This is a genomic window from Citrobacter sp. CFNIH10, from assembly GCF_002934585.1.
Taxonomy (GTDB): Bacteria; Pseudomonadota; Gammaproteobacteria; order Enterobacterales; family Enterobacteriaceae; genus Citrobacter_A; species Citrobacter_A amalonaticus.
This window is the reverse complement of sequence record NZ_CP026216.1, coordinates 1,720,917-1,742,975: the sequence shown is the minus strand read 5'-3', so window position 1 is coordinate 1,742,975 and position 22,059 is coordinate 1,720,917. Positions and strand designations below refer to the sequence as shown.

Genomic DNA, 22,059 nt, shown 5'->3' with positions numbered 1-22,059 from the left:
CTGCCAGCGGTACTTATCCAGTCGTAACTGCCGCAAGCATTCAGCAGTTTCTATATCTGCCTGCAGATCTTCATCGCTGTCAGTTCCTGCTTTGGTCGCTCCCTTGCACGGTTCCTGCATCAAATCCGCTGATGGAGTTGGCCGCGTCGAGGGCTCGCTGACGCAGCTGCACAGCGTGATCGTCAAAATCGCACTTAGTATGATTCGGGTCGTTAACATATTTCACCACATCACGGTAAATGGTCCGGTAAATCACTTTGCCTTCGGCGCTGGCGGTAGCCGCTTTCTGTTCGCCGGTGGCGACGGTCTTCTCAGCCTTTTTACTCTTCGCCTGATACTCGCTGTTTACCTTGTCGCTATGGGCGTACCAGCCTTTCAGATAACCGGCGTAGTATGTACCAGCGAACAGCGCCAGCAGAACGGCCAGCACTGACAGTTTTGCTTTAAGGGTCACTGGTCTATCTCCCAGCACGTAAGTGCGCTTTCCTGATCGCGCCGTGGTGGCTGACCATAACAATTATTTGACCGGATGCGGCAATCCTTTCCGCCGTCGAATATCCAGCGCCGGATTTCAGCACAAGCCCCCTTACGATCACCGGCGTTAAGCTTTCGGTAAAAAGTCGAGGAAAAGCATTTACCAGGACCGATGTTGTACGGGCAGAACGATGCGATGCCTGCTTTCTGCGGTTCTGTCAGCGGCACCTTGATATTACGTTCTACCCAAGCCAGCGCTTTATCGCGCTCAATGGCGTTTACCTGGTCACATTTAGCCTGCGTCAGCTTCATGCCCTGAACTACCGGCTTGCCATCAACCATCGTGGCGCCACGGCAAATCGTCCATACCCCACCGCCATCACGATACGCTGTCAGGCTGTTGCCCTCTTTCTCATTCAGGAACTGGTCGAGAATCACCGATGCCGGCGCACCGGCGAGTACCAGTCCCAGAACAGCAGCGCTAAGCTTAGTCCTGGTGCTGGTCATAGAGTTGAGCCTCTTTGCGACGATCTTCTTTAATTTTGAAATAGAGATTGGTCAGGTAGGTCACAAGCCCCAGGAAGATACTCGCCAGCACACCAATAGCAGCCCACTGGCTGGGACTTACCTTATCAAGAAGTTGCAGCAGCCAGAAGATGCCACTGCCCCCGGACGTGATATAGGAGGCACCTGCCGCCAGATCTGAATGGTTGTTCATCCTCATGCCTTACCCCCGTGGGGTCCACTTAATTTAGTGATGAGGGTAAGGCGTTGGCGTGGTCGGAATCCCGACTAAAACAGCAATGTCATAACAAAGCGGCATAAATCTCCCACCATGATCGGGGAAGCCCCTAATACATACAGCATTATCAATTGGTGGGTTGTCGATCAACATGAAATTGAGTGATAGAATATAACTAACTGAAAACTACAAGATTATGGATATGTCAATAAAATACAGACCAGAGATAGACGGTTTAAGAGCATTAGCTGTTACTTCAGTGGTTTTTTACCACGCTTTTAAGGATCTTCTCCCGGGTGGATTTGTCGGAGTAGACATATTTTTTGTAATATCTGGATACCTGATAACATCTATTCTTATCAAAGAAAACAAACAAGGTGAATTCTCTATACTTGAATTTTACCGAAGAAGGGTTAACAGAATTTTCCCTGCTCTTCTGGTGGTAATGCTATCTGTAATGGCTTTTTGCTGGTTTACTTTCTTCACTGATGAATATATGCAGTTAGGGAAGCATGTAGCAGGAGGCTCTGGCTTCGTCTCTAACATAGTTCTTTTCTATGAGTCAGGTTACTTTGACGCTTCATCAGTAACAAAACCTTTCCTGCATTTGTGGTCATTAGGAGTTGAAGAGCAATACTACATTGTTCTACCTATCCTACTGTGGTTACTTTATAAGGTGAGAATCAATGTTACGGCTTCTCTATGTGTTATAGCCATAACCTCATTTATTTTTGGTGCAATTGAGGTTTACAGAGATCCAACTGCTGGTTTTTATCTTCCTCAATATAGAGCATGGGAGTTATTTTCAGGCTCTATAATCGCCTGTCTTCACATGTCTGGAAAGACTGATAGAATCCCTACTGTTGCAAAGAAAATTTTCGCTGTTGCTGGGATTTCAATACTTATTGGTTGCTTCATCCTGTACAGAGACACAATTCCTTTCCCTGGTATATATGCTCTAGCACCGGTGGCGGGATCTTGTTTAGTCATCCTGTATGCAAACTCTTTCAGACCAGTAAATGTACTGCTTAGCAACAAACTTGTCGTCTTTGTTGGATTGATTAGTTACCCATTTTACCTGTGGCACTGGCCTGTCATATCAGTAATGCGGATTATTAATGGCGATGATGTTTCCGCAATGGTTCAGGCTTCTGGTGTTGCACTCTCTTTCTTTTTATCCTGCGCTACATATCTTTTAATTGAAAGGCCACTAAAAAGAGTTAAATCCGTGTCCTTTAAAACTATACCGCTTGTCGCGATTATGTTTTGTACCGGTATTTTTGGTTACTATGTTTTTTATAACAATGGGCTGGAGACAAGAGGTATCATAGAAAACAGCAAGGCAGTTAACCGTCAGTTAAATGGTGCTCTGTGGCAATATATTAACAATAGTAATTGCAAGAATAGATATCATTTCGCAGATCAAGACGAGATGCCGGTATGGTTTTGCGAGATGAAATATAATAAATCTCCAGATGTTATCCTGATTGGTGGTAATGACTCCAACTTAATGATAGTGTTTTATGTTCAGATAATGCCCGATGACCTTGTCATGCAGCTCCACCGATTTTGAGAACGACAGTGACTTCCGTCCCAGCCTTGCCAGATGTTGTCTCAGATTCAGGTTATGTCGCTCAATGCGCTGAGTGTAACGCTTGCTGATAACGTGCAGCTTTCCCTTCAGGCGGGATTCATACAGCGGCCAGCCATCCGTCATCCATACCACGACCTCAAAGGCCGACAGCAGGCTCAGAAGACGCTCCAGTGTGGCCAGAGTGCGTTCACCGAATACGTGCGCCACAACCGTCTTCCGGAGCCTGTCATACGCGTAAAACAGCCAGCGCTGGCGCGATTTAGCCCCGACGTATCCCCACTGTTCGTCCATTTCCGCGCAGACGATGACGTCACTGCCCGGCTGTATGCGCGAGGTTACCGACTGCGGCCTGAGTTTTTTAAATGGCGGAAAATCGTGTTGAGGCCAACGCCCATAATGCGGGCGGTTGCCCGGCATCCAACGCCATTCATGGCCATATCAATGATTTTCTGGTGCGTACCGGGTTGAGAAGCGGTGTAAGTGAACTGCAGTTGCCATGTTTTACGGCAGTGAGAGCAGAGATAGCGCTGATGTCCGGCGGTGCTTTTGCCGTTACGCACCACCCCGTCAGTAGCTGAACAGGAGGGACAGCTGATAGAAACAGAAGCCACTGGAGCACCTCAAAAACACCATCATACACTAAATCAGTAAGTTGGCAGCATCACCCTGATTGGTAACAGTTACGCTAACCATCTTTATCCAGGTATTGCCAAAAATTCAGATTCAACTAATGTTTTATCTATTGGAACATCAGATATAACATATGGGTTAGTATCTGGAGAAGGAAGCATTGGTCATCGCCAGATGAACTTCATCAATGAAATTATTAAAAGTGAGTCATCTATCAGAACAGTGATAATTGGTGGGGTAAACAATAATCCTGACAATAAATATATTGATAATTTCTTAAAGAGAATTGAATTAATATCTTCTACAGGTAAGAAGATCATCATATTCTACCCGCATGTGAAGATGAATAAAAACATAAAAGCATGCTTCACCAGGCCTCTGAAACCTGCTACTCAGGATTGCTCTACAAATGAGAGAGAGGTTACAGAAATCAGGAGTAACTTCACAAGACTAGAGAGAGCTATCAGGGATCGGCACCCTGATGTTATGTTCTTTGATCCTAATACAGTTTTCTGTAGTAAGTCAGGATGCTCGTCTGTTATTGATGGATTGCCTGTTTTCAGGGATGACTACAAACACTTCTCTGAATATGCAAGTGAGAAAGTAGGTGATAAGTTCTTTGACTGGATGGAGAAAGAAAACGTATCTCTCTAACTAAAAAGGCGGCCGTAATGGCCGCCATATTCATTATACTTCCCACCATCCATTTGATAGTTTTCTCAGCCTTAAAACCCATCCGTCACCGCTTACCGAACGGTTAGTACCTCCAAGCAATAAGATCCTTTTGTCTGTATCAACGCCTGACGCAGCATGCGATATAGTGACAGATGAACCGGAAGACGCACCTCTTATGGTGATGAGCATGCCGTTTATTCCTCCCTGTATTGTTGTCAGCCCATATGAAGTAGTGCTTGTAAAATACTCACCTACGTCTGCATGAGCGAACCCACCACCAAAAATGCTAAGATCTCTGATTCTAGAAGCACTTTCACCAATTAGCCCTCTCTGAGATGCCGTGTTCGGAGTGAGATTTCCCGTTGACGTATTACCAGAACCAAATACAATTGCCGCTGAACTTATAGCTGCATCACTCGACGAAAGCATCTCAAAGTAACAATCTTCAAACTTATTGTTTATTGAGTTATTATCCTGAATTATCACATAAAACGTCGATCTCTTAAGACCAGTGAAAGAACAGGCTCTGAACACACTACGTAAAGAAAGGGAAGCTAAATACACAGGACTAATCGTAGACGATGTTACCTGGTCTTTGAACTGACAATGATCAAAAAGAATCCCATCTGTACTTAGGGTATAAAGATCACGATAATTATTGAAGAATTGGCAGTCTTTAAATGACAATCCATAAACAGATACGTAATCCGGGTTTGAACTTGGTCCAGCATTCAACCCTATATAAGAATTTCTAAAAATGCATGACTCAAATGATGTAGACCCTTTATTTCCATAGAACCTTACGCACGTGCTGTTTACTGTGGAGTTGTTCCAGAATTCGCACTGTTTATAAAGTATTGAGTGATTGTAGTTAGTCCATGACGGGAGTGGAACTCCAGTACTACCATCTTTATTAACCATCAACACAGCTGACTGATAGTTAATTGCAGTAAGAGTAGTACCATCCTGTTTAAACTTGCAACTTTCAAAGGTTACGTTCTGTGAGAATCTTGAAATATTTCTGTCACCAGAATAAACGTATGTCTCTGATTTTACGTTAAATGTATTGCAGTAAAAGAATTTGACATTATAGCAACTGGCAACCCGCAGGAATCCATCACATGAAAGCAACGTAGTACCGTTAAATTGCTCAACATAGATATTATATGGATGGCGCCCGTTAGTCATGGAAGGGTTTGTGGCCGGGTCTGTGGGCTGTTCCCCATATTCGAAGTTACATCCGAATCGCCAGTCACCTCCATTGACGCTTATTTTCCTGACATCAATACCATCAAGCTCACCTGTGCCGGCAAGTACACAACCTTTAAAAATTGATGCGTTAACTTCAACATCGTGAACAGAGATATGCCTGGTCATTGCTGACCCAAGATACTGACCTCCTACCCAGAAAATATGGGTTGGAATGCTCGTATCTGTGAATCGCCACGGGTTTAACAGACACCTCAGAGTCATTTAAGATGGCTTAAAGAGAGGTGCCCATGAGCGGTAAGCGTTATCCCGAAGAGTTTAAAATTGAAGCAGTCAAACAGGTTGTTGATCGCGGTTATTCTGTTGCCAGCGTTGCAACACGTCTCGATATCACCACCCACAGCCTTTACGCCTGGATAAAGAAGTACGGTCCAGATTCTTCCACTAATAAAGAAGAGTCAGATGCTCAGGCCGAGATCCGCCGTCTCCAGAAAGAGCTGAAGCGGGTTACCGACGAACGGGACATATTAAAAAAAGCCGCTGTAGATTCAATTGGTCAACGCAACAGTCATGTGAAAACATGTAGTTGCGGAGGATTGTTGAATGAGACGAACATTTACAGCAAAGGAAAAAACATCTGTTTTTGAACTGTGGAAGAACGGAAAAGGCTTCAGTGAGATAGCTAATATCCTGGGTTCGAAACCAGGGACCATCTTCACGATGTTAAGAGATACTGGCGGCATAAAACCCAATGAGCGCAAGCGAGCTGTTGCTCACCTGACGCTGTCTGAGCGCGAGGAAATACGAGCCGGTCTGTCAGCTAAAATGAGCATTCGAGCCATCGCTACAATGCTGAATCGTAGCCCTTCAACAATCTCACGTGAAGTTCAGCGTAATCGTGGTAGGCGCTATTACAAAGCCGTTGATGCGAATAACCGGGCCAACAGGATGGCTAAAAGACCAAAACCGTGCTTACTGGATCAGAATATGCCGTTGCGAGAGCTTGTTCTGGAAAAGCTTGAGATGAAGTGGTCCCCAGAGCAAATATCAGGATGGTTAAGGCGAACGAAGCCGCGTCAAAAAACACTACGAATATCACCTGAGACAATTTATAAGACGCTTTACTTTCGTAGTCGTGAAGCGCTACACCACCTGAACGTACAGCACCTGCGCCGATCGCACAGCCTCCGTCATGGCAGGCGCCATACTCGCAAAGGTGAAAGAGGCACTATCAACATAGTGAACGGAACGCCAATCCACGAACGTTCCCGGCATATCGATAACAGACGCTCTCTGGGACACTGGGAAGGCGATTTAGTCTCGGGTACAAAAAACTCCCATATAGCCACACTTGTAGACCGAAAATCACGTTATACGATCATCCTGAGACTCAGGGGCAAAGACGCTTTATCAGTGAATCAGGCTCTTACAGATAAATTCCTGAGCTTACCACCTGAACTCCGGCGATCACTGACATGGGACAGAGGAATGGAGCTGGCCAGACATCTGGAATTTACTGGCAGCACAGGAGTTAAAGTTTACTTCTGCGATCCTCAGAGCCCCTGGCAGCGGGGAACAAACGAAAACACTAATGGGCTAATCCGACAGTACTTTCCCAAAAAGACATGCCTTGCCCAATATACTCAATATGAGCTGGATCAGGTTGCAGCTCAGCTAAACAACAGACCGAGAAAGACACTGAAGTTCAAAACACCTAAAGAGATAATTGAAAGGGGTGTTGCGTTGACAGATTGAATCTACAGCGGCGTACTTCGCAAAGCTGTCCGACTGAGGTACGCCTTTATCCGTGACAACACCTGTTGCTGGCCTGTTCGCCTGCTCTGTCGGGTGCTGGATGTTCATCCCAGTGGTTTTTACGCCTGGCTTCAGCAGCCGCATTCACAACGCCATCAGGCAGACCTGAGGCTGACAGGGCAGATTAAACAGTTCTGGCTGGAATCGGGATGCGTCTATGGTTATCGCAAAATCCATTTGGATCTGCGGGACAGCGGGCAACAGTGCGGAGTGAACAGAGTCTGGCGACTGATGAAACGTGTCGGGATAAAGGCTCAGGTCGGATACCGGAGCCCGCGGGCACGTAAAGGCGAGGCCAGTATCGTGTCGCCCAACAGGCTCCAGCGACAGTTCAATCCGGATGCTCCGGATGAGAGTTGGGTAACGGACATAACCTACAGTGTGCCCGGAGTTCAGGGCGGGCATGGATGCTTAAATGAACCGCGAGTCTGTCTGGAATATTGAACCGGTAACTCACGATGAGAAACCCAACAATCCCACCGGGTGTGACGGTGGAGAACCTGAGCGGCAGTGACCTGCGGCATGCCCGCAGGGTGATGTAACCCGCTGACAACGGGGATTGAGGCGAGATCACTAAGCCGAGATGATCCTCAAGGTTAAGTACTGAAAGGCTGAAGAACATGAACCCGTTAATCCGCCTCTGTGGGTTGAAAACGTCACCACGGCCTACGTGATCTGACAGGCCGTGCAGGAGGAACTGGCAGTGATACGTAAGCACTGCCGGTCGAAGGTGTTTTGACATGTATGCGAAACACCGGGGCAGCAGCGTCTATCACGCTTGCGTTGCTGACTTCTGCCAACTTGCGGCAAGCAAGGATAAAGAGTGCGACGGGCAGCCTCCTCAGTATGCCTGAGTCCAGGCAGGTAAACCGGGGAAGGTCAGCGACGGATGTTAAGGGGGCATGGCTCCGATGACGCGCTGGCTGGCGGAGCTTCCGTAGTAGTCCGCGATGGGGAAAGCCCATTACATGGCGAAGGGAAGCAGTTTGAATGTGTTTGCGACGTGAATTAACTGACCTAACGAGGTGAAGACCTTTGATAATCAGCGAAATGCAACGCAAGCTTGCCACATGGGCAGCCACCGATCCGTCCCTACGGATTCAACGGCTGCTGCGTCTGATAACACAACCAGAATGGCTGGCTGAAGCGGCGCGGATCACGCTTTCATCAAAGGGGGCGCATACCCCCGGCGTTGATGGCGTGAACAAAACAATGCTACAGGCCAGACTGGCTGTTGAGCTGCAAATCCTCAGGGATGAATTACTCTCAGGCCACTACCAGCCCTTGCCCGCCAGACGGGTTTACATCCCTAAAAGCAACGGCAAACTGCGACCACTGGGTATCCCCGCGTTGCGGGATCGTATTGTTCAGCGGGCCATGCTGATGGCGATGGAGCCGATATGGGAGAGTGATTTTCATACGCTCTCATATGGCTTCCGGCCTGAGCGCAGTGTCCACCACGCGATCCGCACGGTGAAATTACAGCTCACAGACTGCGGTGAAACCCGGGGACGCTGGGTGATTGAAGGCGACCTGTCCAGTTACTTCGACACCGTACATCATCGACTGCTGATGAAGGCTGTACGCCGCAGGATCAGTGACGCACGTTTCATGACTCTGCTGTGGAAAACCATCAAGGCGGGACATATCGATGTCGGTCTCTTTCGGGCGGCCAGTGAAGGTGTGCCACAGGGCGGTGTTATATCGCCGCTATTATCGAACATCATGCTGAATGAGTTCGATCAATACCTGCATGAGCGCTACCTGAGCGGGAAAGCCAGAAAAGATCGGTGGTACTGGAATAACAGTATCCAACGGGGCCGAAGTACGGCGGTCAGAGAAAACTGGCAGTGGAAACCCGCGGTGGCGTACTGCCGCTATGCCGATGATTTTGTCCTCATCGTCAAAGGCACCAAAGCACAGGCGGAAGCCATCAGGGAGGAGTGTCGGGGTGTGCTCGAAGGCAGTCTGAAACTCAGGCTGAACATGGATAAGACTAAAATCACCCATGTTAATGACGGCTTTATCTTTCTGGGGCACAGGATCATTCGCAAACGCAGTCGTTATGGCGAGATGCGAGTGGTCTCAACGATCCCGCAGGAGAAAGCCAGAAACTTCGCCGCATCGCTGACAGCACTGTTATCAGGCAACTACAGTGAAAGCAAAGTCGATATGGCTGAACAACTCAACCGAAAACTGAAAGGCTGGGCCATGTTCTATCAGTTCGTTGATTTTAAGGCCAAAGTCTTCAGTTATATCGACCGTGTCGTGTTCTGGAAGCTGGCTCACTGGCTGGCCCGCAAATACCGTACAGGTATCGCTTCCCTGATGAGGTGGTGGTGTAAATCACCGAAACCGGGTCAGAGCAAAACGTGGGTTTTATTTGGTAAAACCAATCACGGCAAGCTCAGCGGCGAAATACTGTACCGGTTGGTGGGGCAAGGCAAGAAGCTGTTCCGCTGGCGGCTACCCGAAGGTAATCCCTATCTGAGGACGGAGACCAGAAACACGTATACATCGCGCTTTACAGAAGTGGCAATGGCGTTCGCCAGCATTTAAATGGAGAGCCGGATGCGCTGAAAGGTGCACGTCCGGTTCGGGGAGGAGAGGCAGGGAAATAGTCCGACTACGCCCTGCCTCTTACTCTACTCAGGACCCACGAAGGCTGGCTGTATCTTGCCGTGGTTGTTGATCTGTTCTCACGCAAAATTATCGGCTGGTCCATACAATCCCGGATGACAAAGGACATTGTCCTGAACGCACTGCTGATGGCTGTATGGCGGCGTAATCCCCAAAAACAGGTGCTGGTTCATTCGGATCAGGGCAGTCAGTACACAAGCCATGAGTGGCAGTCGTTCCTGAAATCACACGGCCTGGAGGGCAGCATGAGCCGTCGCGGTAACTGCCATGATAATGCGGTTGCAGAAAGCTTTTTCCAGTTGTTGAAACGTGAACGGATAAAGAAAAAAATCTACGGAACGCGGGAAGAAGCCCGCAGCGATATTTTTGATTACATCGAAATGTTTTATAACAGTAAGCGTCGGCATGGTTCTAGCGAACAGATGTCACCGACAGAATATGAAAACCAGTATTATCAACGGCTCGGAAGTGTCTAGATTATCCGTGGCGATTCAAACCTCACTCATGCCGTTATTAGTGGCCTCAACCCGCAAGCTAAAGCGGTGATAGATCCTGCAACTGGAATTCGTTACCCCTCTATTACACAAGCCGCCAGACAATGCCGCCGCTCTCCACGCACTATTCGGGCAATTTTCCTTCGCGAAGGGGGCTCCAATGGCTAGTGTTATGCAATTGGCAAGCTCAGCGCTGCGCGGCTGCATCATGGCACCAGATGGCAAAAAGCTGGTTGTCTCTGACCTGTCGAACATTGAGGGGAGACAACTAGCCTGGCTTGCCGGGGAGCAGTGGAAGCTGGACGCGTTCCGGGAGTACGACGAGGGGACCGGGCCAGACCTGTATAAGCTGGCCTACGCCCGCGCCTTCAATATTTCGCCGGATGACGTCGATAAATACCAGCGTCAGATCGGCAAGGTGATGGAACTGGGCCTCGGCTTTGGTGGTGGCGTTGCGGCGTTCCTGACCTTCGCCCTGGTCTATGGGCTTGACCTCGACGAGCTGGCGAACGCTGCGCTGCCGAATATCCCCCGCGATGTTATCCGCGAAGCGAAAAGCTGGTACGACGAATCGGTTAAACGCAAGGCGACCTACGGGCTATCGGAGCGCGTTTTCATCGCCTGTGACTCGCTTAAGCGTCTCTGGCGCAGAGCCCATCCGGCAACCTGCGATTTCTGGTACGAGCTGGAGCGCACTGTCCGCACCGCCATTGCCACCCCGAAAAAGACGCTGTACTGCGGTTATCTCAAAGTCCGGCGCGATGGTGCATGGCTGCGTATACAACTGCCGTCCGGACGCGCACTTTGCTACCCGTCCCCGTCCATTGAGAAGGGAAACATCACCTATCAGGGCGTTAACTCCTACTCGCGCAAATGGCAGCGGCTCAAAACCTACGGCGGAAAGCTGGTGGAAAACGTTACTCAGGCAGCCGCCCGCGACGTTCTGGCCGGAAACATGCCGCTGATCGAGGACGCCGGATACAGCATTGTGCTGACAGTACACGATGAGGTGATCACCGAAGCGCCGGACACTGACGATTTCAACGACACGGCGCTTTCCGCGCTGCTCTCCACTAACCCCGAATGGGCGCCCGATATCCCGCTGAACGCTGGCGGCTTCGAGGCATATCACTACCGTAAGGAATAATCCCTATGTCATTTAAATATCGGGACAGTCCGCTTTATTACCGGACTGCGCGGGAGGCTTTGCGCCTTGAGCAGTCCGGCGAGTATGACCGGGCAGCTAAAGTCTGGGCCAAAGCAAACCGCGAATCACGTAACGAACTGAATCAGGACTGGAGCGAGCGCCGGTCTGATTTTTGCCTGATGCAGAACATGCGCGAAAAGCGTAAGGCGGTGGATGATGCGTAATAAAAGTCTGAACGATGATGTACTCGATGAAATCATCGCTGCGCCAAAAACTCCTCTGGAGCAGATGCTTGCTCTGGCGCTAAAGCAAGAACGCGCGGACACGCTCAGTTCGCTGGAAGCTATTTCACGTTTGAATAACGCAATGTATCGCTGGACTTCCTGTATGTCTTACAACGCTTCATACGTTGGCGAGCCTGACGGATTATTTAAAAGCAGCATCCGTGAGATAGAGAAAATTTGCGATGCTTGTCGCGAGTCCCTGAAAGAGGAGTCTGGCGAGTGAAAACATTAATCCGCGTTCTTCTCTGGATTGGCGGAATTTCGCTGTTTGCTCTGCTGGTTTGTTTTGCCGGTGAGCACGGCCGCGAAGATTGTGAGGTTCGCATTGCCAAAGAGCTGAACACCACCGCCGTATACATCAACGGCCATTGCATGGTCAAAGGCTACGGTCGTTTCGACGGGAGATAGTGTTATGGCTTACGAACGTGAAAGCCTTATCGAAAAGCACCTCGTCGCCGAAGTGAAAAAAGCTGGCGGAGTCGCCTTTAAGTTCGTGTCACCCGGTCGCCGCTCGGTACCGGATCGCATCGTCCTGTTACCCGGCGGCCGTCTCGTTTTCGTTGAATGTAAAGCACCCGGCAAACCACCACGCGCAGACCAGCTGCGCGAACACGAACGGCTCCGCGCGCTGGGCTTTACCGTGGTGGTGCTGGATAGCAAAAATCTGGAGGGGATATTGTGCGAAAAGTCCAACGACGCAGTAAATTCCGCCTGATTGGTGGCCCGTACGATGGCGCTATCGTGATGCTCTTTACCGCCGGTACTCTGGAGTTTACAGCTAAAGGGCAGACCGGGCGATATACAGGACAGAGCGGCGACAGGCTACACTGGGAGGAAAAACGTGCCAGATAACTCCCCTTCTAAAATTTTCACGCCCCGCCCTTATCAAGACCTCATCATTAACCACGAAATCGATATTCTGCGCTGCAACATCTGGGCGGGTATGGGTATGGGTAAAACCGTGGCGACGCTCACCACACTGGAAGATCTCTTCATGGCGGGAGCGGAGACTCAGCCCACGCTGGTCCTTGCGCCGCTGCGCGTGGCCGCCAGCACGTGGCCGGATGAAGCGGTTAAATGGGGGCATCTGCGCAATATCGAGGTGCAGCCAATTGTCGGTAACGCCAAAGCGCGCGCTGCGGCGCTGGTGAACAGCAATGCCAGCGTGTTTACCATTAACTATGACAATCTGGTCTGGCTGGTGGAAGAGCTGGGCGGCCGCTGGCCGTTCGGTACCGTTATCCCCGACGAAAGCACCCGGCTGAAATCCTTTCGGTTGCGCGGGGGCGGTAAGCGCGCGGCGGCGCTGGGCAAAGTGGCGCATAAGCACGTCCGGCGCTGGATGAATCTCACCGGTACGCCAGCGCCAAACGGCCTGGTGGATTTGTGGGGGCAAGCGTGGTTTGTCGACCAGGGGCAGCGCCTCGGACGCACCTACGGCGCGTTTACCTCCCGCTGGTTCAACTCAATACAGTTTCCGGGGCAGAGCTGGACGAAGCTGGAGCCGTTCGCACACTCGCAGGACGAAATACAGCGTGCACTGGCCGACGTGACTATCTCGCTGGACGCCGCCGACTGGTTCGACATCAAAGAGCCCATCCATAACGTGATCCGCGTGGACATGCCGCCGAAGGCCCGCCAGCAGTATCGCGAAATGGAAAAGGAAATGTTCCTTGAGCTGAACGGAGAAGGCATCGAAGCGCCGAACGCTGCGGCAAAGACAGTGAAGTGTCTGCAAATTGCCAGCGGCGCAGTGTACACCGACGACGCCGGGAGCTGGTCAGAACTGCACGACGCGAAGCTGCAGGCGCTGGAAAGTATTCTCACCGAAGCAGCTGGCGCACCGGTGCTGGTGGCCTACCACTGGAAACACGACCTTGAGCGCCTGCTTAAAGCATTTCCGAAAGGTCGCCATCTTGACCAGGACCCACTGACCCTTCGCGACTGGAACGCCGGAAAAATCCCGGTCCTGTTCGCGCACCCGGCCAGCGCGGGCCATGGCCTGAACATGCAGGACGGCGGCAACATACTGGTGTTTTTCTCCCACTGGTGGGATCTGGAGCAGTACCAGCAAATTATCGAACGCATTGGGCCAACCCGGCAGATTCAGGCCGGACACAACCGCCCGGTGTTTATTCACCACATTATCGCCGCCGACACTATGGACGAAATGGTGATGGAACGGCGCAACTCAAAACGAACAGTGCAGGACATCCTGCTCGATGCCATGAAAAAGAGAGGTATAGCATGAACACTATGTTTTTGCTGATGGCGGAATTCGAAACATCAACGATACCGTTATCGGTAGTTGCTGAGCGATACCTCGGTATGCGACCCGCGACAGCAGATAAAAAGGCGGGTTGCGGTGAACTACCAATTCCCACATTCAGAGTGGGTGACAGTCAGAAATCCCCGAGAATGGTCCACGTCAGCGACCTTGCCGAGTTCATAGATATGAAAAGAAAAGCGGCGAAAGAAGAACTGAAATCCTGCCAGTAAGCCCCGCAGCAGGTACACCAATAGTACACCAGTAACATTTAACAGATTGATTAATAAAGTATATTCTCCCCATCGAGCATAGGCGCGATGGAAAAACGGTGAGCGGGAAAGGCAGATTGTGATTCTGGTGACATGGTGGTTTTTTGAGCGTCCTGTAAATTGGGGGCGCTACTATAGCACAGGCAAAACCGGAGACGTAATGTCTCCGGTTATCCCCATCAGAACGTCACGCTGACCTGCGCGCCTGCGCCCCAGGTTTCGTCCTCGCCATACAGTCCCATCAAATCAAGATGGACACGATTGAACGGGGCAAACCCGACGCCGCCGGTAAAGACGTTGCTGTCGTTATCTTTCACGTCAGCACGATAACCGGCACGCACGGCCAGCCAGTCGAGCGGCCGGACTTCAGCACCAACGCCGACATACTGTGAGTTTTCCTCGCTTTTGAAACCTTTGGTTTCGGTCAAATCACCGTCTGCACTCAGCGTCAGCAGCTCGTTTTGCCACGCCATACCGGCGGTGACCAGCGGGCGAATCTGGTACGTGTCTTTGTAGTTTCGCGTTTCACCCGTCATGCCGTGGGTGATAGTGATCGATTTGGTATCCAGATCGCGTGAAATGAGGTTCTGCCCGCTGATCCCCACCGTCCAGTGTTCACCAAAGTCCGCCGCAATCCCGGCGTCGACGTTAAAACCAGTGTCATCATTACGATAACGACTACTGTTCCAGTCGCTGCTGTCGTAGTTATAGATAGAGGTGGTGTAATTGTAGAGCCAGGTTTTTTGCAGTTTTGGCGTAACGCCAATCGACACCGGCACATCGCCGAACGTAAACTGTCGGGCAACGGCGATACCATAATCTGAAACAATTGCCGCGCGTCCCGATGCCGTCGAGTTGAGGTGTTTGGTTATCTCATCTGAGCCTTCAATCGCCGCCTTCCCGGCTTCAACGAGCGCATAGGTATCGCTGCCCTCAATCCGGCGCAGATAGTCAATATCACCCTGATCAATGGATGAACTGACCCGTCCATGCGCATAGCCCTTCGCCACGAAAGCCAGGGAAAGCGTCTCATTGGGAATGCTCACCGCCAGTCCCGCCCCTGCATTGGCGCGTGCCGTTTTCCCTTTCAGGTATTCGAGTTCATCGGCAAGATCGCGTGCCGCGCCCTGAAACTGATTCAACACGCCGCGCGGGTTGAGCAAAACTTCCTGCGGCGTCAGATTATCAACCACCTCATCGTAGTAATCGATTTTGTCGCTGATCTCATCAATTTCATCCTGAAGATTATCTTTGTCGGTGATTTGTGCACCGACCGCCGGAAGAATCACGGTAACGCTGTCTTCAGGCTTCGCTTTCGCCAGCAACGCCGGGTTAATGAGAACCCCGCTACCATAATTTGCCGACGCCACGCCCGTTCCGCCCATCGCGTCGTTACGCGCTTCCGCCCAGGTATTCGCCGCGTTCGCCTGTTGGGAAACCAGGAACGAGACCACAATTGCCACCACCGAAAAATTAAAATTTTTATTCACAGTAAACCTATTTTATTTGCAGGTGAAATAATGCCTCAGCCAGTATCAACGCGGCTGAGTAGGACTATTGCTGTGATAAAATGGGTGAAGATGACGCTATTCGCTCCATGCAGAACTTGCTGGAATGTTTTTATTATGTGACAGACATCAATATGTATAGAAGAGAATGCGAAACAGGGAAAGATTAGCAGGCGATTTATCGTGCCGGCCTGGATCTCGGCGTTTCTCCCATAACATGATAAAGTGAGGGTTTTCTTACTTCACGCGATCCGAGGTGCCCAATGGAAAAGACCACAACGCAAGAGTTGCTGGCGCAAGCTGAAAAACTGTGCGCGCAACGCAATGTGCGCCTGACCCCACAGCGCCTTGAGGTGTTGCGTCTGATGAGCCTTCAGGAAGGCGCAATTAGCGCTTACGATCTGCTCGACCTGCTGCGTGAATCAGAACCGCAGGCCAAGCCGCCAACGGTCTATCGCGCACTCGATTTTCTGCTTGAACAAGGTTTTGTGCATAAGGTTGAATCCACCAACAGCTATGTGCTGTGTTACCTGTTCGATCAGCCAACTCATACTTCCGCGATGTTTATCTGCGACCGCTGTGGTGCGGTGAAAGAAGAGTGTGCGGAGGGCGTGGAAGACATTATGCATACGCTGGCGGCGAAGATGGGGTTTGCCCTGCGCCACAATGTGATTGAAGCACACGGATTATGCTCAGCCTGCGTGGAAGTGGAAGCCTGCCGTCACCCTGGCGAGTGTCAGCACGATCATTCGATTCAGGTTAAAAAGAAACCCCGTTAATGAAGTGGGCGGCATGCTATGCCGCCCGAAGCAAACAGAGGGGCTTACATCCTTGTACTCACGGGTATGAGGGTAGCTTACCACCGATAGTCGTTGCGTTTTTCCCAGCTATCGACCTCTTTCTCCGCCTGGTCTTTCTCGTAACCATAACGTTCCTGAATCTTACCGACCAGTTGATCACGCTTACCTTCAATGACTGTCATATCGTCATCGGTCAGTTTGCCCCACTGCTCTTTCACTTTACCTTTAAATTGTTTCCAGTTACCGCCGGCTTCGTCTTTATTCATCATAAAGTCCTCTTTATTAGGCTGTGAATAGTGAGAGTAAACCGCCCAACTGCGTTCGTTTTCTGCTGGACGTGAGATTAAGTGTAGTCAGAGATTCTGGGTTCAATTCACTATTCAGAATCTTTAACCATCACGAAGCCGAAAACCAGGTCCCATTCCGCCAGTGGCGCCGCCAGATCCAGGCTAATGACAGTCCGCGCAGCGCCAGGAAAACCGCCAGCGCCAGCCACAAACCGTGATTCCCCAACACGGGGAGGGTCAGCAAGGTCAGCGCAAACCCGGCAGCCGCGACCGCCATACTGTTACGCATTTCAGCCGCCCGCGTTGCACCGATAAACATACCATCCAGCAGATAGCACCAGACGCCGACCAACGGCAAAATCACTTGCCAGAGCAGATAGCGATCGGCCAGTTGCTGGATTTGCGGGAGTGATGTCAGCAGCGCGACGATCTGTTCGCCCGCGAGCAGATAAACCACTGAGAACAGCAGTGCGACAATACCTGACTGACGGCACGCCGCGCGCCAGACCTCCAGCAACTGACTGCCATCGCGGGCGCCATAGGCCTGACCGGAATGCGCCTCCACGGCGTAGGCAAAGCCATCCAGCGCATAGGCCGTAAACGTCAGCAACGTCATCAACACGGCGTTAACGGCGATGATATCGCTACCCAGTCTGGCCCCCAGCACGGTAATGGCACCAAAACAGAGTTGCAGCAGCAGCGAACGCAGCATGATGTCGCGATTAAGCGCCAGAAGACGACGAAAGTTGCCGCGCCAGGCCTGCCTGAGTATGACGAGAGAGACGCCCCGCAAGTGCAAGACCTTACGCACCATCAACAAACCGATCAGCAACGTCGCATATTCCGCAATCACCGTCGCCAGTGCGGCCCCCTGCACGTTCATATGCAGCCCCATTACCAGCCAGAGGTCGAGCACAATGTTCAGGATATTGCCGACAATCAGCAGGATCACCGGCGCACGCGCGTATTGCACGCCCAGTAACCAACCGAGCAGAACCAGATTCGCCAGTGACGCCGGCGCGCTCAGCCAGCGAATGGCCAGGAATCGCCTCGCCTGTTCCAGCACCGCTTCGCTGCCGCCGACAATGTGTAGCGCCAGGTCGATAATCGGCGTGCGGAAGATAGCAATTAATGTCCCTGCGCCCAAAGCCAGGACCAGCGGTTGCACCAGAGCCCTCGCCAGCGCCTGAGGATTCTTCGCGCCGAATGCCTGCGCCGTCAGCCCGGTAGTGCTCATCCGTAAGAAGAGCAGTAGCATAAACAGAAAGCTGGTTGCGGTTGCGCCTACTGCCACACCGCCGAGATAGACGGGGCTGTCCAGGTGACCAATGACCGCCGTATCCACCAGTCCCAGCAGCGGAACGGTGATATTGGAGAAAATCATCGGTAAGGCGAGGCGCCAGAGTGCTTTGTCAGCAGAAGCAAAAAAAGGCATGGAGACGAGCCTGAGAAGAGGTCATAACGAGAGTGGTGAGAGTGCCGGATAACGACGTAAACGCCTTATCCGGCCTAAAGAAGTACTACAGCCATTCACCATTACGGATGACGCCAACGGCCAGTCCTTCGATGGTAAAATTCTGTTCGCGAAGGTCAACCAGGATTGGTTTAAATTCGCTGTTTTCGGGCAGCAGTTCAACTTTATTGCCCTGTTTTTTCAGGCGCTTGACCGTCACTTCATCGTCGATACGCGCTACAACCACCTGACCGTTACGCACGTCCTGGGTTTTGTGTACCGCCAGCAGATCGCCATCCATAATGCCGATGTCTTTCATCGACATTCCGCTGACGCGCAGCAGGAAATCGGCGTTCGGCTTAAACAAAGATGGATCCACCTGATAATGGCCTTCAATGTGCTGCTGCGCCAGCAGCGGCTCGCCCGCCGCAACGCGACCGATGAGCGGTAACCCTTCCTCTTCTTCCTGCAGCAGTCGAATGCCGCGAGAAGCACCGGAGACGATTTCAATCGCCCCTTTACGTGCCAGCGCCTTCAGGTGTTCTTCAGCCGCGTTTGGGGAACGGAACCCCAAACGCTGTGCGATCTCCGCACGCGTCGGTGGCATACCTGTCTGGCTGATGTGATCCCGAATGAGATCAAACACCTCTTGTTGCCTGGCCGTTAACGCTTTCATTCCGCCCCCTGGGTGTATATACAGTTATGCTGTGAGTATATACAGCTAAAGGTGATTTTGGAACCACAAACTACACATTCGACAGCAGATTTAGCCGGTTATGGAATCAGGGTCGAAAAACGTTAGCGAAAATGTGGCCACAACAGGAGTCCCCAGGTGATCAGCGCCACAATGATAGAAAGCAGTACCGCCGCCGACCCCATATCTTTTGCGCGACCAGAAAGTTCGTGATAATCAGAGCCGATACGGTCCACTACCGCCTCGATGGCGCTGTTCAGGATTTCAACAATCATGACCAGCATGACAGAGCCTATCAGCAGAACGCGCGTAATGGCATCCACGTCCAGCCAGCAGGCGATAGCCACGGCCAGCAGCGCCGCCACGCTTTCCTGACGGAACGCGGCCTCGTTAATCCACGCGGCGCGAAAACCTTTCCAGGAATAGCCTGCAGCTTTGATAATTCGGGTGAATCCAGTGGTATTATTAGCCATTAAAAGAACCTTTTTGCATTATTGGCGTCAATGACATTGTCTTGTTAACTCATGTAATTCGAGTTAGGGCAACGCGGCGCGAAGTATGACGGGATAGACCAGAAATTCACATGACTTTCTGATATCCTTGCAACGCAATTGCATTATTAACCAGAGGCTTTACATCGTTTATGTCCGGCTGGCCACGAATTTACTACAAAATACTGAATTTACCATTAAGTGTACTGGTAAAAAGCAAGTCTATTCCGGCAGATCCTGCCCCGGAATTGGGACTCAACACCTCTCGCCCAATTATGTACGTTTTGCCGTACAACTCCAAAGCGGACTTGCTGACGCTGCGCGCGCAATGTCTGGCGCACGATCTCCCCGACCCGTTAGAACCGCTGGAGATCGATGGCACACAGTTGCCGCGCTATGTGTTCATTCACGGCGGACCGCGTGTCTTCACCTATTACACGCCGAAAGAAGAGTCCATCAAGCTGTTCCATAACTATCTCGACCTGCATCGCAGCAATCCGGATCTGGATGTGCAAATGGTGCCGGTGTCGGTGATGTTTGGACGTTCTCCGGGTCGTGAAAAGGGCGAGGTTAACCCGCCGCTGCGCATGCTTAATGGCATTCAGAAATTCTTTGCCGTCTCCTGGCTTGGCCGCGACAGCTTTGTCCGCTTCTCGCCTTCCGTCTCTCTGCGCCGAATGGCCGATGAGCACGGCACGGATAAAACCATTGCGCAGAAACTGGCTCGCGTGGCGCGTATGCACTTCGCCCGTCAGCGCCTGGCCGCGGTGGGGCCGCGTCTACCTGCGCGTCAGGATCTCTTCAACAAGCTGCTGGCCTCCAAAGCGATTGCCCGCGCGGTGGAAGACGAAGCGCGCAGCAAGAAAATCTCCCATGAAAAGGCGCAGCAAAACGCCATTGCGCTGATGGAAGAGATCGCCGCCAACTTCTCTTACGAGATGATTCGCCTGACCGACCGTATTCTGGGCTTCACCTGGAACAGGCTGTATCAGGGGATTAACGTTCACAACGCAGAACGCGTTCGCCAACTGGCGCACGACGGGCACGAAATTGTTTATGTTCCCTGCCACCGCAGCCACATGGACTACCTGCTGCTCTCCTACGTGCTCTATCACCAGGGGCTGGTGCCGCCGCACATCGCTGCAGGTATCAACCTGAACTTCTGGCCGGCAGGCCCGATCTTCCGCCGCCTGGGCGCGTTCTTTATTCGTCGTACCTTTAAGGGCAATAAGCTCTATTCCACGGTTTTCCGTGAGTATCTGGGCGAACTGTTCAGCCGCGGCTACTCGGTTGAATACTTTGTCGAAGGTGGTCGTTCCCGTACCGGCCGTTTGCTGGACCCAAAAACTGGCACGCTGTCGATGACCATCCAGGCGATGCTGCGCGGCGGCACCCGTCCGATCACCCTGGTGCCGATTTACATCGGTTACGAGCACGTGATGGAAGTGGGAACCTATGCCAAAGAGCTGCGCGGCGCGACCAAAGAGAAAGAGAGCCTGCCGCAGATGCTGCGTGGCCTGAGCAAGCTGCGTAATCTCGGTCAGGGCTACGTCAACTTTGGCGAGCCAATGCCATTGATGACCTACCTGAATCACCACGTGCCGGAGTGGCGCGAGTCTATCGATCCGATCGAAGCCGTGCGTCCAGCCTGGCTGACGCCGACGGTAAACGGGATTGCGGCGGAGCTGATGGTGCGTATTAACAATGCGGGTGCGGCGAACGCCATGAACCTGTGCTGCACCGCGCTGTTAGCGTCTCGCCAGCGTTCGCTGACCCGCGAACAATTGACCGAGCAGCTCAACTGTTACCTGGATCTGATGCGCAACGTGCCGTATTCCTCTGATTCGACCGTGCCGTCTGTCAACGCCAGCGATCTTATCGATCACGCGTTGCAGATGAACAAATTCGAAGTCGAGAAGGATACCATTGGCGATATCATCATTCTGCCGCGCGAGCAGGCGGTCCTGATGACCTACTATCGCAATAACATCGCGCATATGCTGGTGCTACCGTCACTGATGGCGGCGATCGTCACCCAGCATCGTCATATTTCCCGCGAAGCGTTGCTGCAACACGTTGACGTGCTCTACCCGATGCTGAAAGCCGAGCTGTTCCTGCGCTGGGAGCGCGATGAGTTGGCAGACGTGATTGATGCGCTGACGGCTGAAATGCAGCGTCAGGGGCTGATTACCGTTCAGGATGATGAACTGCATATCAATCCGGCTCATTCCCGTACGCTGCAACTGCTGGCCGCGGGTGCGCGCGAAACGCTGCAGCGTTATGCCATCACCTTCTGGCTGCTGAGCGCTAACCCGTCGATCAACCGCGGGACGCTGGAGAAAGAAAGCCGCACCGTGGCGCAGCGTCTGTCCGTGCTGCACGGTATTAACGCGCCGGAATTCTTCGACAAGGCGGTGTTCAGCTCACTGGTGCTGACTCTGCGTGACGAGGGTTACATCAGCGATACCGGCGATGCGGAGCCGGGCGAAACGATGAAGGTGTATCAGATGTTGGCGGAACTCATCACGTCGGATGTACGCCTCACCATCGAAAGCGCGACGCAGAGCGAGTAAAGAAAAAGCCG

At 51.8% G+C, this 22,059-nt stretch carries 23 protein-coding genes and 5 pseudogenes; 17 read left to right on the top strand and 11 right to left on the bottom strand.

Features of this window, described 5'->3' with window-relative positions; translation table 11 throughout:
• Positions 1-79: 79 nt before the first annotated feature.
• From C2U53_RS11805 to C2U53_RS11795, 3 genes are read right to left on the bottom strand one after another with little or no spacing between them, the layout of a single operon-like run.
• On the bottom strand, positions 80-454 hold the full coding sequence (locus C2U53_RS11805; RefSeq protein ID WP_104445942.1) for a hypothetical protein: 375 nt from the start codon (positions 452-454) through the stop codon (positions 80-82).
• Positions 451-981, bottom strand: coding sequence for a lysozyme (locus C2U53_RS11800; protein ID WP_104445941.1), 531 nt, complete (start codon positions 979-981; stop codon positions 451-453). The genes C2U53_RS11805 and C2U53_RS11800 overlap by 4 nt, the downstream gene beginning before the upstream one ends.
• Entirely contained in the window at positions 962-1,192 is a 231-nt protein-coding gene (locus C2U53_RS11795) for a class II holin family protein (RefSeq protein ID WP_104445940.1), read from the bottom strand. The genes C2U53_RS11800 and C2U53_RS11795 overlap by 20 nt, the downstream gene beginning before the upstream one ends.
• 226 nt (positions 1,193-1,418) lie before the next feature.
• Between C2U53_RS11795 and C2U53_RS11790 the strand changes: the two genes are divergently transcribed.
• Complete coding sequence (locus C2U53_RS11790; RefSeq protein WP_172740572.1) at positions 1,419-2,789, top strand: acyltransferase; 1,371 nt, start codon at positions 1,419-1,421, stop codon at positions 2,787-2,789.
• Here the strand turns inward: C2U53_RS11790 and C2U53_RS11785 are convergent.
• Positions 2,724-3,421 (bottom strand): IS1 family transposase gene (locus C2U53_RS11785; protein WP_223335778.1). Its coding sequence is split into 2 segments (ribosomal slippage): positions 2,724-3,172 and positions 3,172-3,421, totalling 699 coding nucleotides; the frame shifts between segments, so codons are not numbered across the junction. The two genes, C2U53_RS11790 and C2U53_RS11785, sit on opposite strands and share 66 nt — an antisense overlap.
• A 49-nt stretch (positions 3,422-3,470) precedes the next feature.
• Here C2U53_RS11785 and C2U53_RS11775 point away from each other — a divergent pair.
• On the top strand, positions 3,471-4,094 hold the full coding sequence (locus C2U53_RS11775) for an SGNH hydrolase domain-containing protein (RefSeq protein WP_371415065.1): 624 nt from the start codon (positions 3,471-3,473) through the stop codon (positions 4,092-4,094).
• A 33-nt stretch (positions 4,095-4,127) separates the two neighbouring features.
• Here the strand turns inward: C2U53_RS11775 and C2U53_RS29910 are convergent, their stop codons facing one another.
• The gene (locus tag C2U53_RS29910; protein ID WP_172740571.1) at positions 4,128-5,492 is read right to left on the bottom strand and encodes a hypothetical protein; all 1,365 of its coding nucleotides are present in this window, start codon (positions 5,490-5,492) and stop codon (positions 4,128-4,130) included.
• Positions 5,493-5,614: 122 nt separating this feature from the next.
• On the opposite strand from C2U53_RS29910, the pseudogene C2U53_RS11770 reads away from it, so the two are divergent.
• The 13 genes and pseudogenes from C2U53_RS11770 to C2U53_RS11710 form a co-directional block, all read left to right on the top strand.
• Positions 5,615-5,863 (top strand): annotated as a pseudogene (locus C2U53_RS11770) (transposase); the annotation flags it as partial.
• A gap of 64 nt (positions 5,864-5,927) precedes the next feature.
• Entirely contained in the window at positions 5,928-7,079 is a 1,152-nt protein-coding gene (locus C2U53_RS11765; RefSeq protein WP_001254955.1) for an IS30-like element IS30H family transposase, read from the top strand.
• A gap of 9 nt (positions 7,080-7,088) precedes the next feature.
• Positions 7,089-7,517 (top strand): annotated as a pseudogene (locus C2U53_RS11760) (IS3 family transposase); the annotation flags it as partial.
• A gap of 672 nt (positions 7,518-8,189) precedes the next feature.
• Complete coding sequence (gene ltrA, locus C2U53_RS11750) at positions 8,190-9,698, top strand: group II intron reverse transcriptase/maturase (protein WP_001189111.1); 1,509 nt, start codon at positions 8,190-8,192, stop codon at positions 9,696-9,698.
• 80 nt (positions 9,699-9,778) lie between these two features.
• Positions 9,779-10,255, top strand: a pseudogene (locus tag C2U53_RS11745) (IS3 family transposase); the annotation flags it as partial.
• A gap of 184 nt (positions 10,256-10,439) precedes the next feature.
• Positions 10,440-11,420, top strand: a pseudogene (locus C2U53_RS11740) (DNA polymerase); the annotation flags it as partial.
• Between the two features lie 5 nt (positions 11,421-11,425).
• Positions 11,426-11,644: an ANR family transcriptional regulator gene (locus tag C2U53_RS11735; RefSeq protein ID WP_039265745.1), complete on the top strand. Its 219-nt coding sequence runs from the start codon at positions 11,426-11,428 to the stop codon at positions 11,642-11,644.
• Positions 11,634-11,927: a hypothetical protein gene (locus C2U53_RS11730; RefSeq protein WP_172740570.1), complete on the top strand. Its 294-nt coding sequence runs from the start codon at positions 11,634-11,636 to the stop codon at positions 11,925-11,927. Before C2U53_RS11735 ends, C2U53_RS11730 begins: the two co-directional genes overlap by 11 nt.
• Entirely contained in the window at positions 11,924-12,112 is a 189-nt protein-coding gene (locus C2U53_RS11725; protein ID WP_104445934.1) for a hypothetical protein, read from the top strand. Before C2U53_RS11730 ends, C2U53_RS11725 begins: the two co-directional genes overlap by 4 nt.
• A 4-nt stretch (positions 12,113-12,116) precedes the next feature.
• On the top strand, positions 12,117-12,419 hold the full coding sequence (locus tag C2U53_RS11720) for a VRR-NUC domain-containing protein (RefSeq protein ID WP_047747099.1): 303 nt from the start codon (positions 12,117-12,119) through the stop codon (positions 12,417-12,419).
• A complete protein-coding gene (locus C2U53_RS29905; RefSeq protein WP_172740569.1) occupies positions 12,383-12,556 on the top strand; it encodes a hypothetical protein in 174 nt (57 codons plus the stop codon). The genes C2U53_RS11720 and C2U53_RS29905 overlap by 37 nt, the downstream gene beginning before the upstream one ends.
• Entirely contained in the window at positions 12,546-13,955 is a 1,410-nt protein-coding gene (locus C2U53_RS11715; protein WP_104445933.1) for a DEAD/DEAH box helicase, read from the top strand. Before C2U53_RS29905 ends, C2U53_RS11715 begins: the two co-directional genes overlap by 11 nt.
• Positions 13,952-14,203 (top strand): pyocin activator PrtN family protein, encoded by a 252-nt coding sequence (locus C2U53_RS11710; RefSeq protein WP_104445932.1) that lies wholly within the window; start codon positions 13,952-13,954, stop codon positions 14,201-14,203. The genes C2U53_RS11715 and C2U53_RS11710 overlap by 4 nt, the downstream gene beginning before the upstream one ends.
• Before the next feature lie 71 nt (positions 14,204-14,274).
• Here C2U53_RS11710 and C2U53_RS30720 read toward each other — a convergent pair.
• Both C2U53_RS30720 and traF read right to left on the bottom strand, forming a co-directional pair.
• Positions 14,275-14,385: pseudogene (locus C2U53_RS30720) on the bottom strand (tRNA dihydrouridine(20/20a) synthase DusA); the annotation flags it as partial.
• A 36-nt stretch (positions 14,386-14,421) separates the two neighbouring features.
• Positions 14,422-15,732 carry a conjugal transfer protein TraF gene (traF, locus tag C2U53_RS11705; RefSeq protein WP_104445931.1) on the bottom strand — a complete coding sequence of 437 codons (1,311 nt, stop codon included), beginning with the start codon at positions 15,730-15,732 and terminating at the stop codon, positions 14,422-14,424.
• 281 nt (positions 15,733-16,013) lie between these two features.
• On the opposite strand from traF, the gene zur reads away from it, so the two are divergent.
• Entirely contained in the window at positions 16,014-16,529 is a 516-nt protein-coding gene (gene zur / locus C2U53_RS11700; RefSeq protein WP_042321076.1) for a zinc uptake transcriptional repressor Zur, read from the top strand.
• A gap of 77 nt (positions 16,530-16,606) precedes the next feature.
• Here zur and C2U53_RS11695 read toward each other — a convergent pair whose 3' ends face one another.
• The 4 genes from C2U53_RS11695 to C2U53_RS11680 all read right to left on the bottom strand — a co-directional run bounded on the left by C2U53_RS11695 (position 16,607) and on the right by C2U53_RS11680 (position 19,457).
• Complete coding sequence (locus C2U53_RS11695) at positions 16,607-16,816, bottom strand: CsbD family protein (protein WP_043001802.1); 210 nt, start codon at positions 16,814-16,816, stop codon at positions 16,607-16,609.
• A gap of 130 nt (positions 16,817-16,946) precedes the next feature.
• On the bottom strand, positions 16,947-18,272 hold the full coding sequence (gene dinF, locus C2U53_RS11690; RefSeq protein ID WP_104445930.1) for an MATE family efflux transporter DinF: 1,326 nt from the start codon (positions 18,270-18,272) through the stop codon (positions 16,947-16,949).
• An 85-nt stretch (positions 18,273-18,357) separates the two neighbouring features.
• Positions 18,358-18,966: a transcriptional repressor LexA gene (lexA, locus tag C2U53_RS11685; RefSeq protein ID WP_042321072.1), complete on the bottom strand. Its 609-nt coding sequence runs from the start codon at positions 18,964-18,966 to the stop codon at positions 18,358-18,360.
• 122 nt (positions 18,967-19,088) lie between these two features.
• On the bottom strand, positions 19,089-19,457 hold the full coding sequence (locus tag C2U53_RS11680; protein ID WP_042999034.1) for a diacylglycerol kinase: 369 nt from the start codon (positions 19,455-19,457) through the stop codon (positions 19,089-19,091).
• 170 nt (positions 19,458-19,627) lie between these two features.
• Between C2U53_RS11680 and plsB the strand changes: the two genes are divergently transcribed.
• Positions 19,628-22,048: a glycerol-3-phosphate 1-O-acyltransferase PlsB gene (plsB, locus tag C2U53_RS11675; RefSeq protein ID WP_104445929.1), complete on the top strand. Its 2,421-nt coding sequence runs from the start codon at positions 19,628-19,630 to the stop codon at positions 22,046-22,048.
• Positions 22,049-22,059: the final 11 nt, after the last annotated feature.

Coding starts and splice junctions, on each gene's coding strand:
- dinF (WP_104445930.1), bottom strand. CDS start 18,272: ATGCCTTTTTTTGCTTCTGCTGACAAAGCACTCTGGCGCCTCGCCTTA.
- C2U53_RS11710 (WP_104445932.1), top strand. CDS start 13,952: ATGAACACTATGTTTTTGCTGATGGCGGAATTCGAAACATCAACGATA.
- C2U53_RS29910 (WP_172740571.1), bottom strand. CDS start 5,492: ATGACCAGGCATATCTCTGTTCACGATGTTGAAGTTAACGCATCAATT.
- C2U53_RS11730 (WP_172740570.1), top strand. CDS start 11,634: ATGATGCGTAATAAAAGTCTGAACGATGATGTACTCGATGAAATCATC.
- C2U53_RS11680 (WP_042999034.1), bottom strand. CDS start 19,457: ATGGCTAATAATACCACTGGATTCACCCGAATTATCAAAGCTGCAGGC.
- C2U53_RS11695 (WP_043001802.1), bottom strand. CDS start 16,816: ATGAATAAAGACGAAGCCGGCGGTAACTGGAAACAATTTAAAGGTAAA.
- lexA (WP_042321072.1), bottom strand. CDS start 18,966: ATGAAAGCGTTAACGGCCAGGCAACAAGAGGTGTTTGATCTCATTCGG.
- ltrA (WP_001189111.1), top strand. CDS start 8,190: ATGCAACGCAAGCTTGCCACATGGGCAGCCACCGATCCGTCCCTACGG.
- C2U53_RS11790 (WP_172740572.1), top strand. CDS start 1,419: ATGTCAATAAAATACAGACCAGAGATAGACGGTTTAAGAGCATTAGCT.
- plsB (WP_104445929.1), top strand. CDS start 19,628: ATGTCCGGCTGGCCACGAATTTACTACAAAATACTGAATTTACCATTA.
- C2U53_RS11800 (WP_104445941.1), bottom strand. CDS start 981: ATGACCAGCACCAGGACTAAGCTTAGCGCTGCTGTTCTGGGACTGGTA.
- zur (WP_042321076.1), top strand. CDS start 16,014: ATGGAAAAGACCACAACGCAAGAGTTGCTGGCGCAAGCTGAAAAACTG.
- C2U53_RS11720 (WP_047747099.1), top strand. CDS start 12,117: ATGGCTTACGAACGTGAAAGCCTTATCGAAAAGCACCTCGTCGCCGAA.
- C2U53_RS11765 (WP_001254955.1), top strand. CDS start 5,928: ATGAGACGAACATTTACAGCAAAGGAAAAAACATCTGTTTTTGAACTG.
- C2U53_RS11735 (WP_039265745.1), top strand. CDS start 11,426: ATGTCATTTAAATATCGGGACAGTCCGCTTTATTACCGGACTGCGCGG.
- C2U53_RS11795 (WP_104445940.1), bottom strand. CDS start 1,192: ATGAACAACCATTCAGATCTGGCGGCAGGTGCCTCCTATATCACGTCC.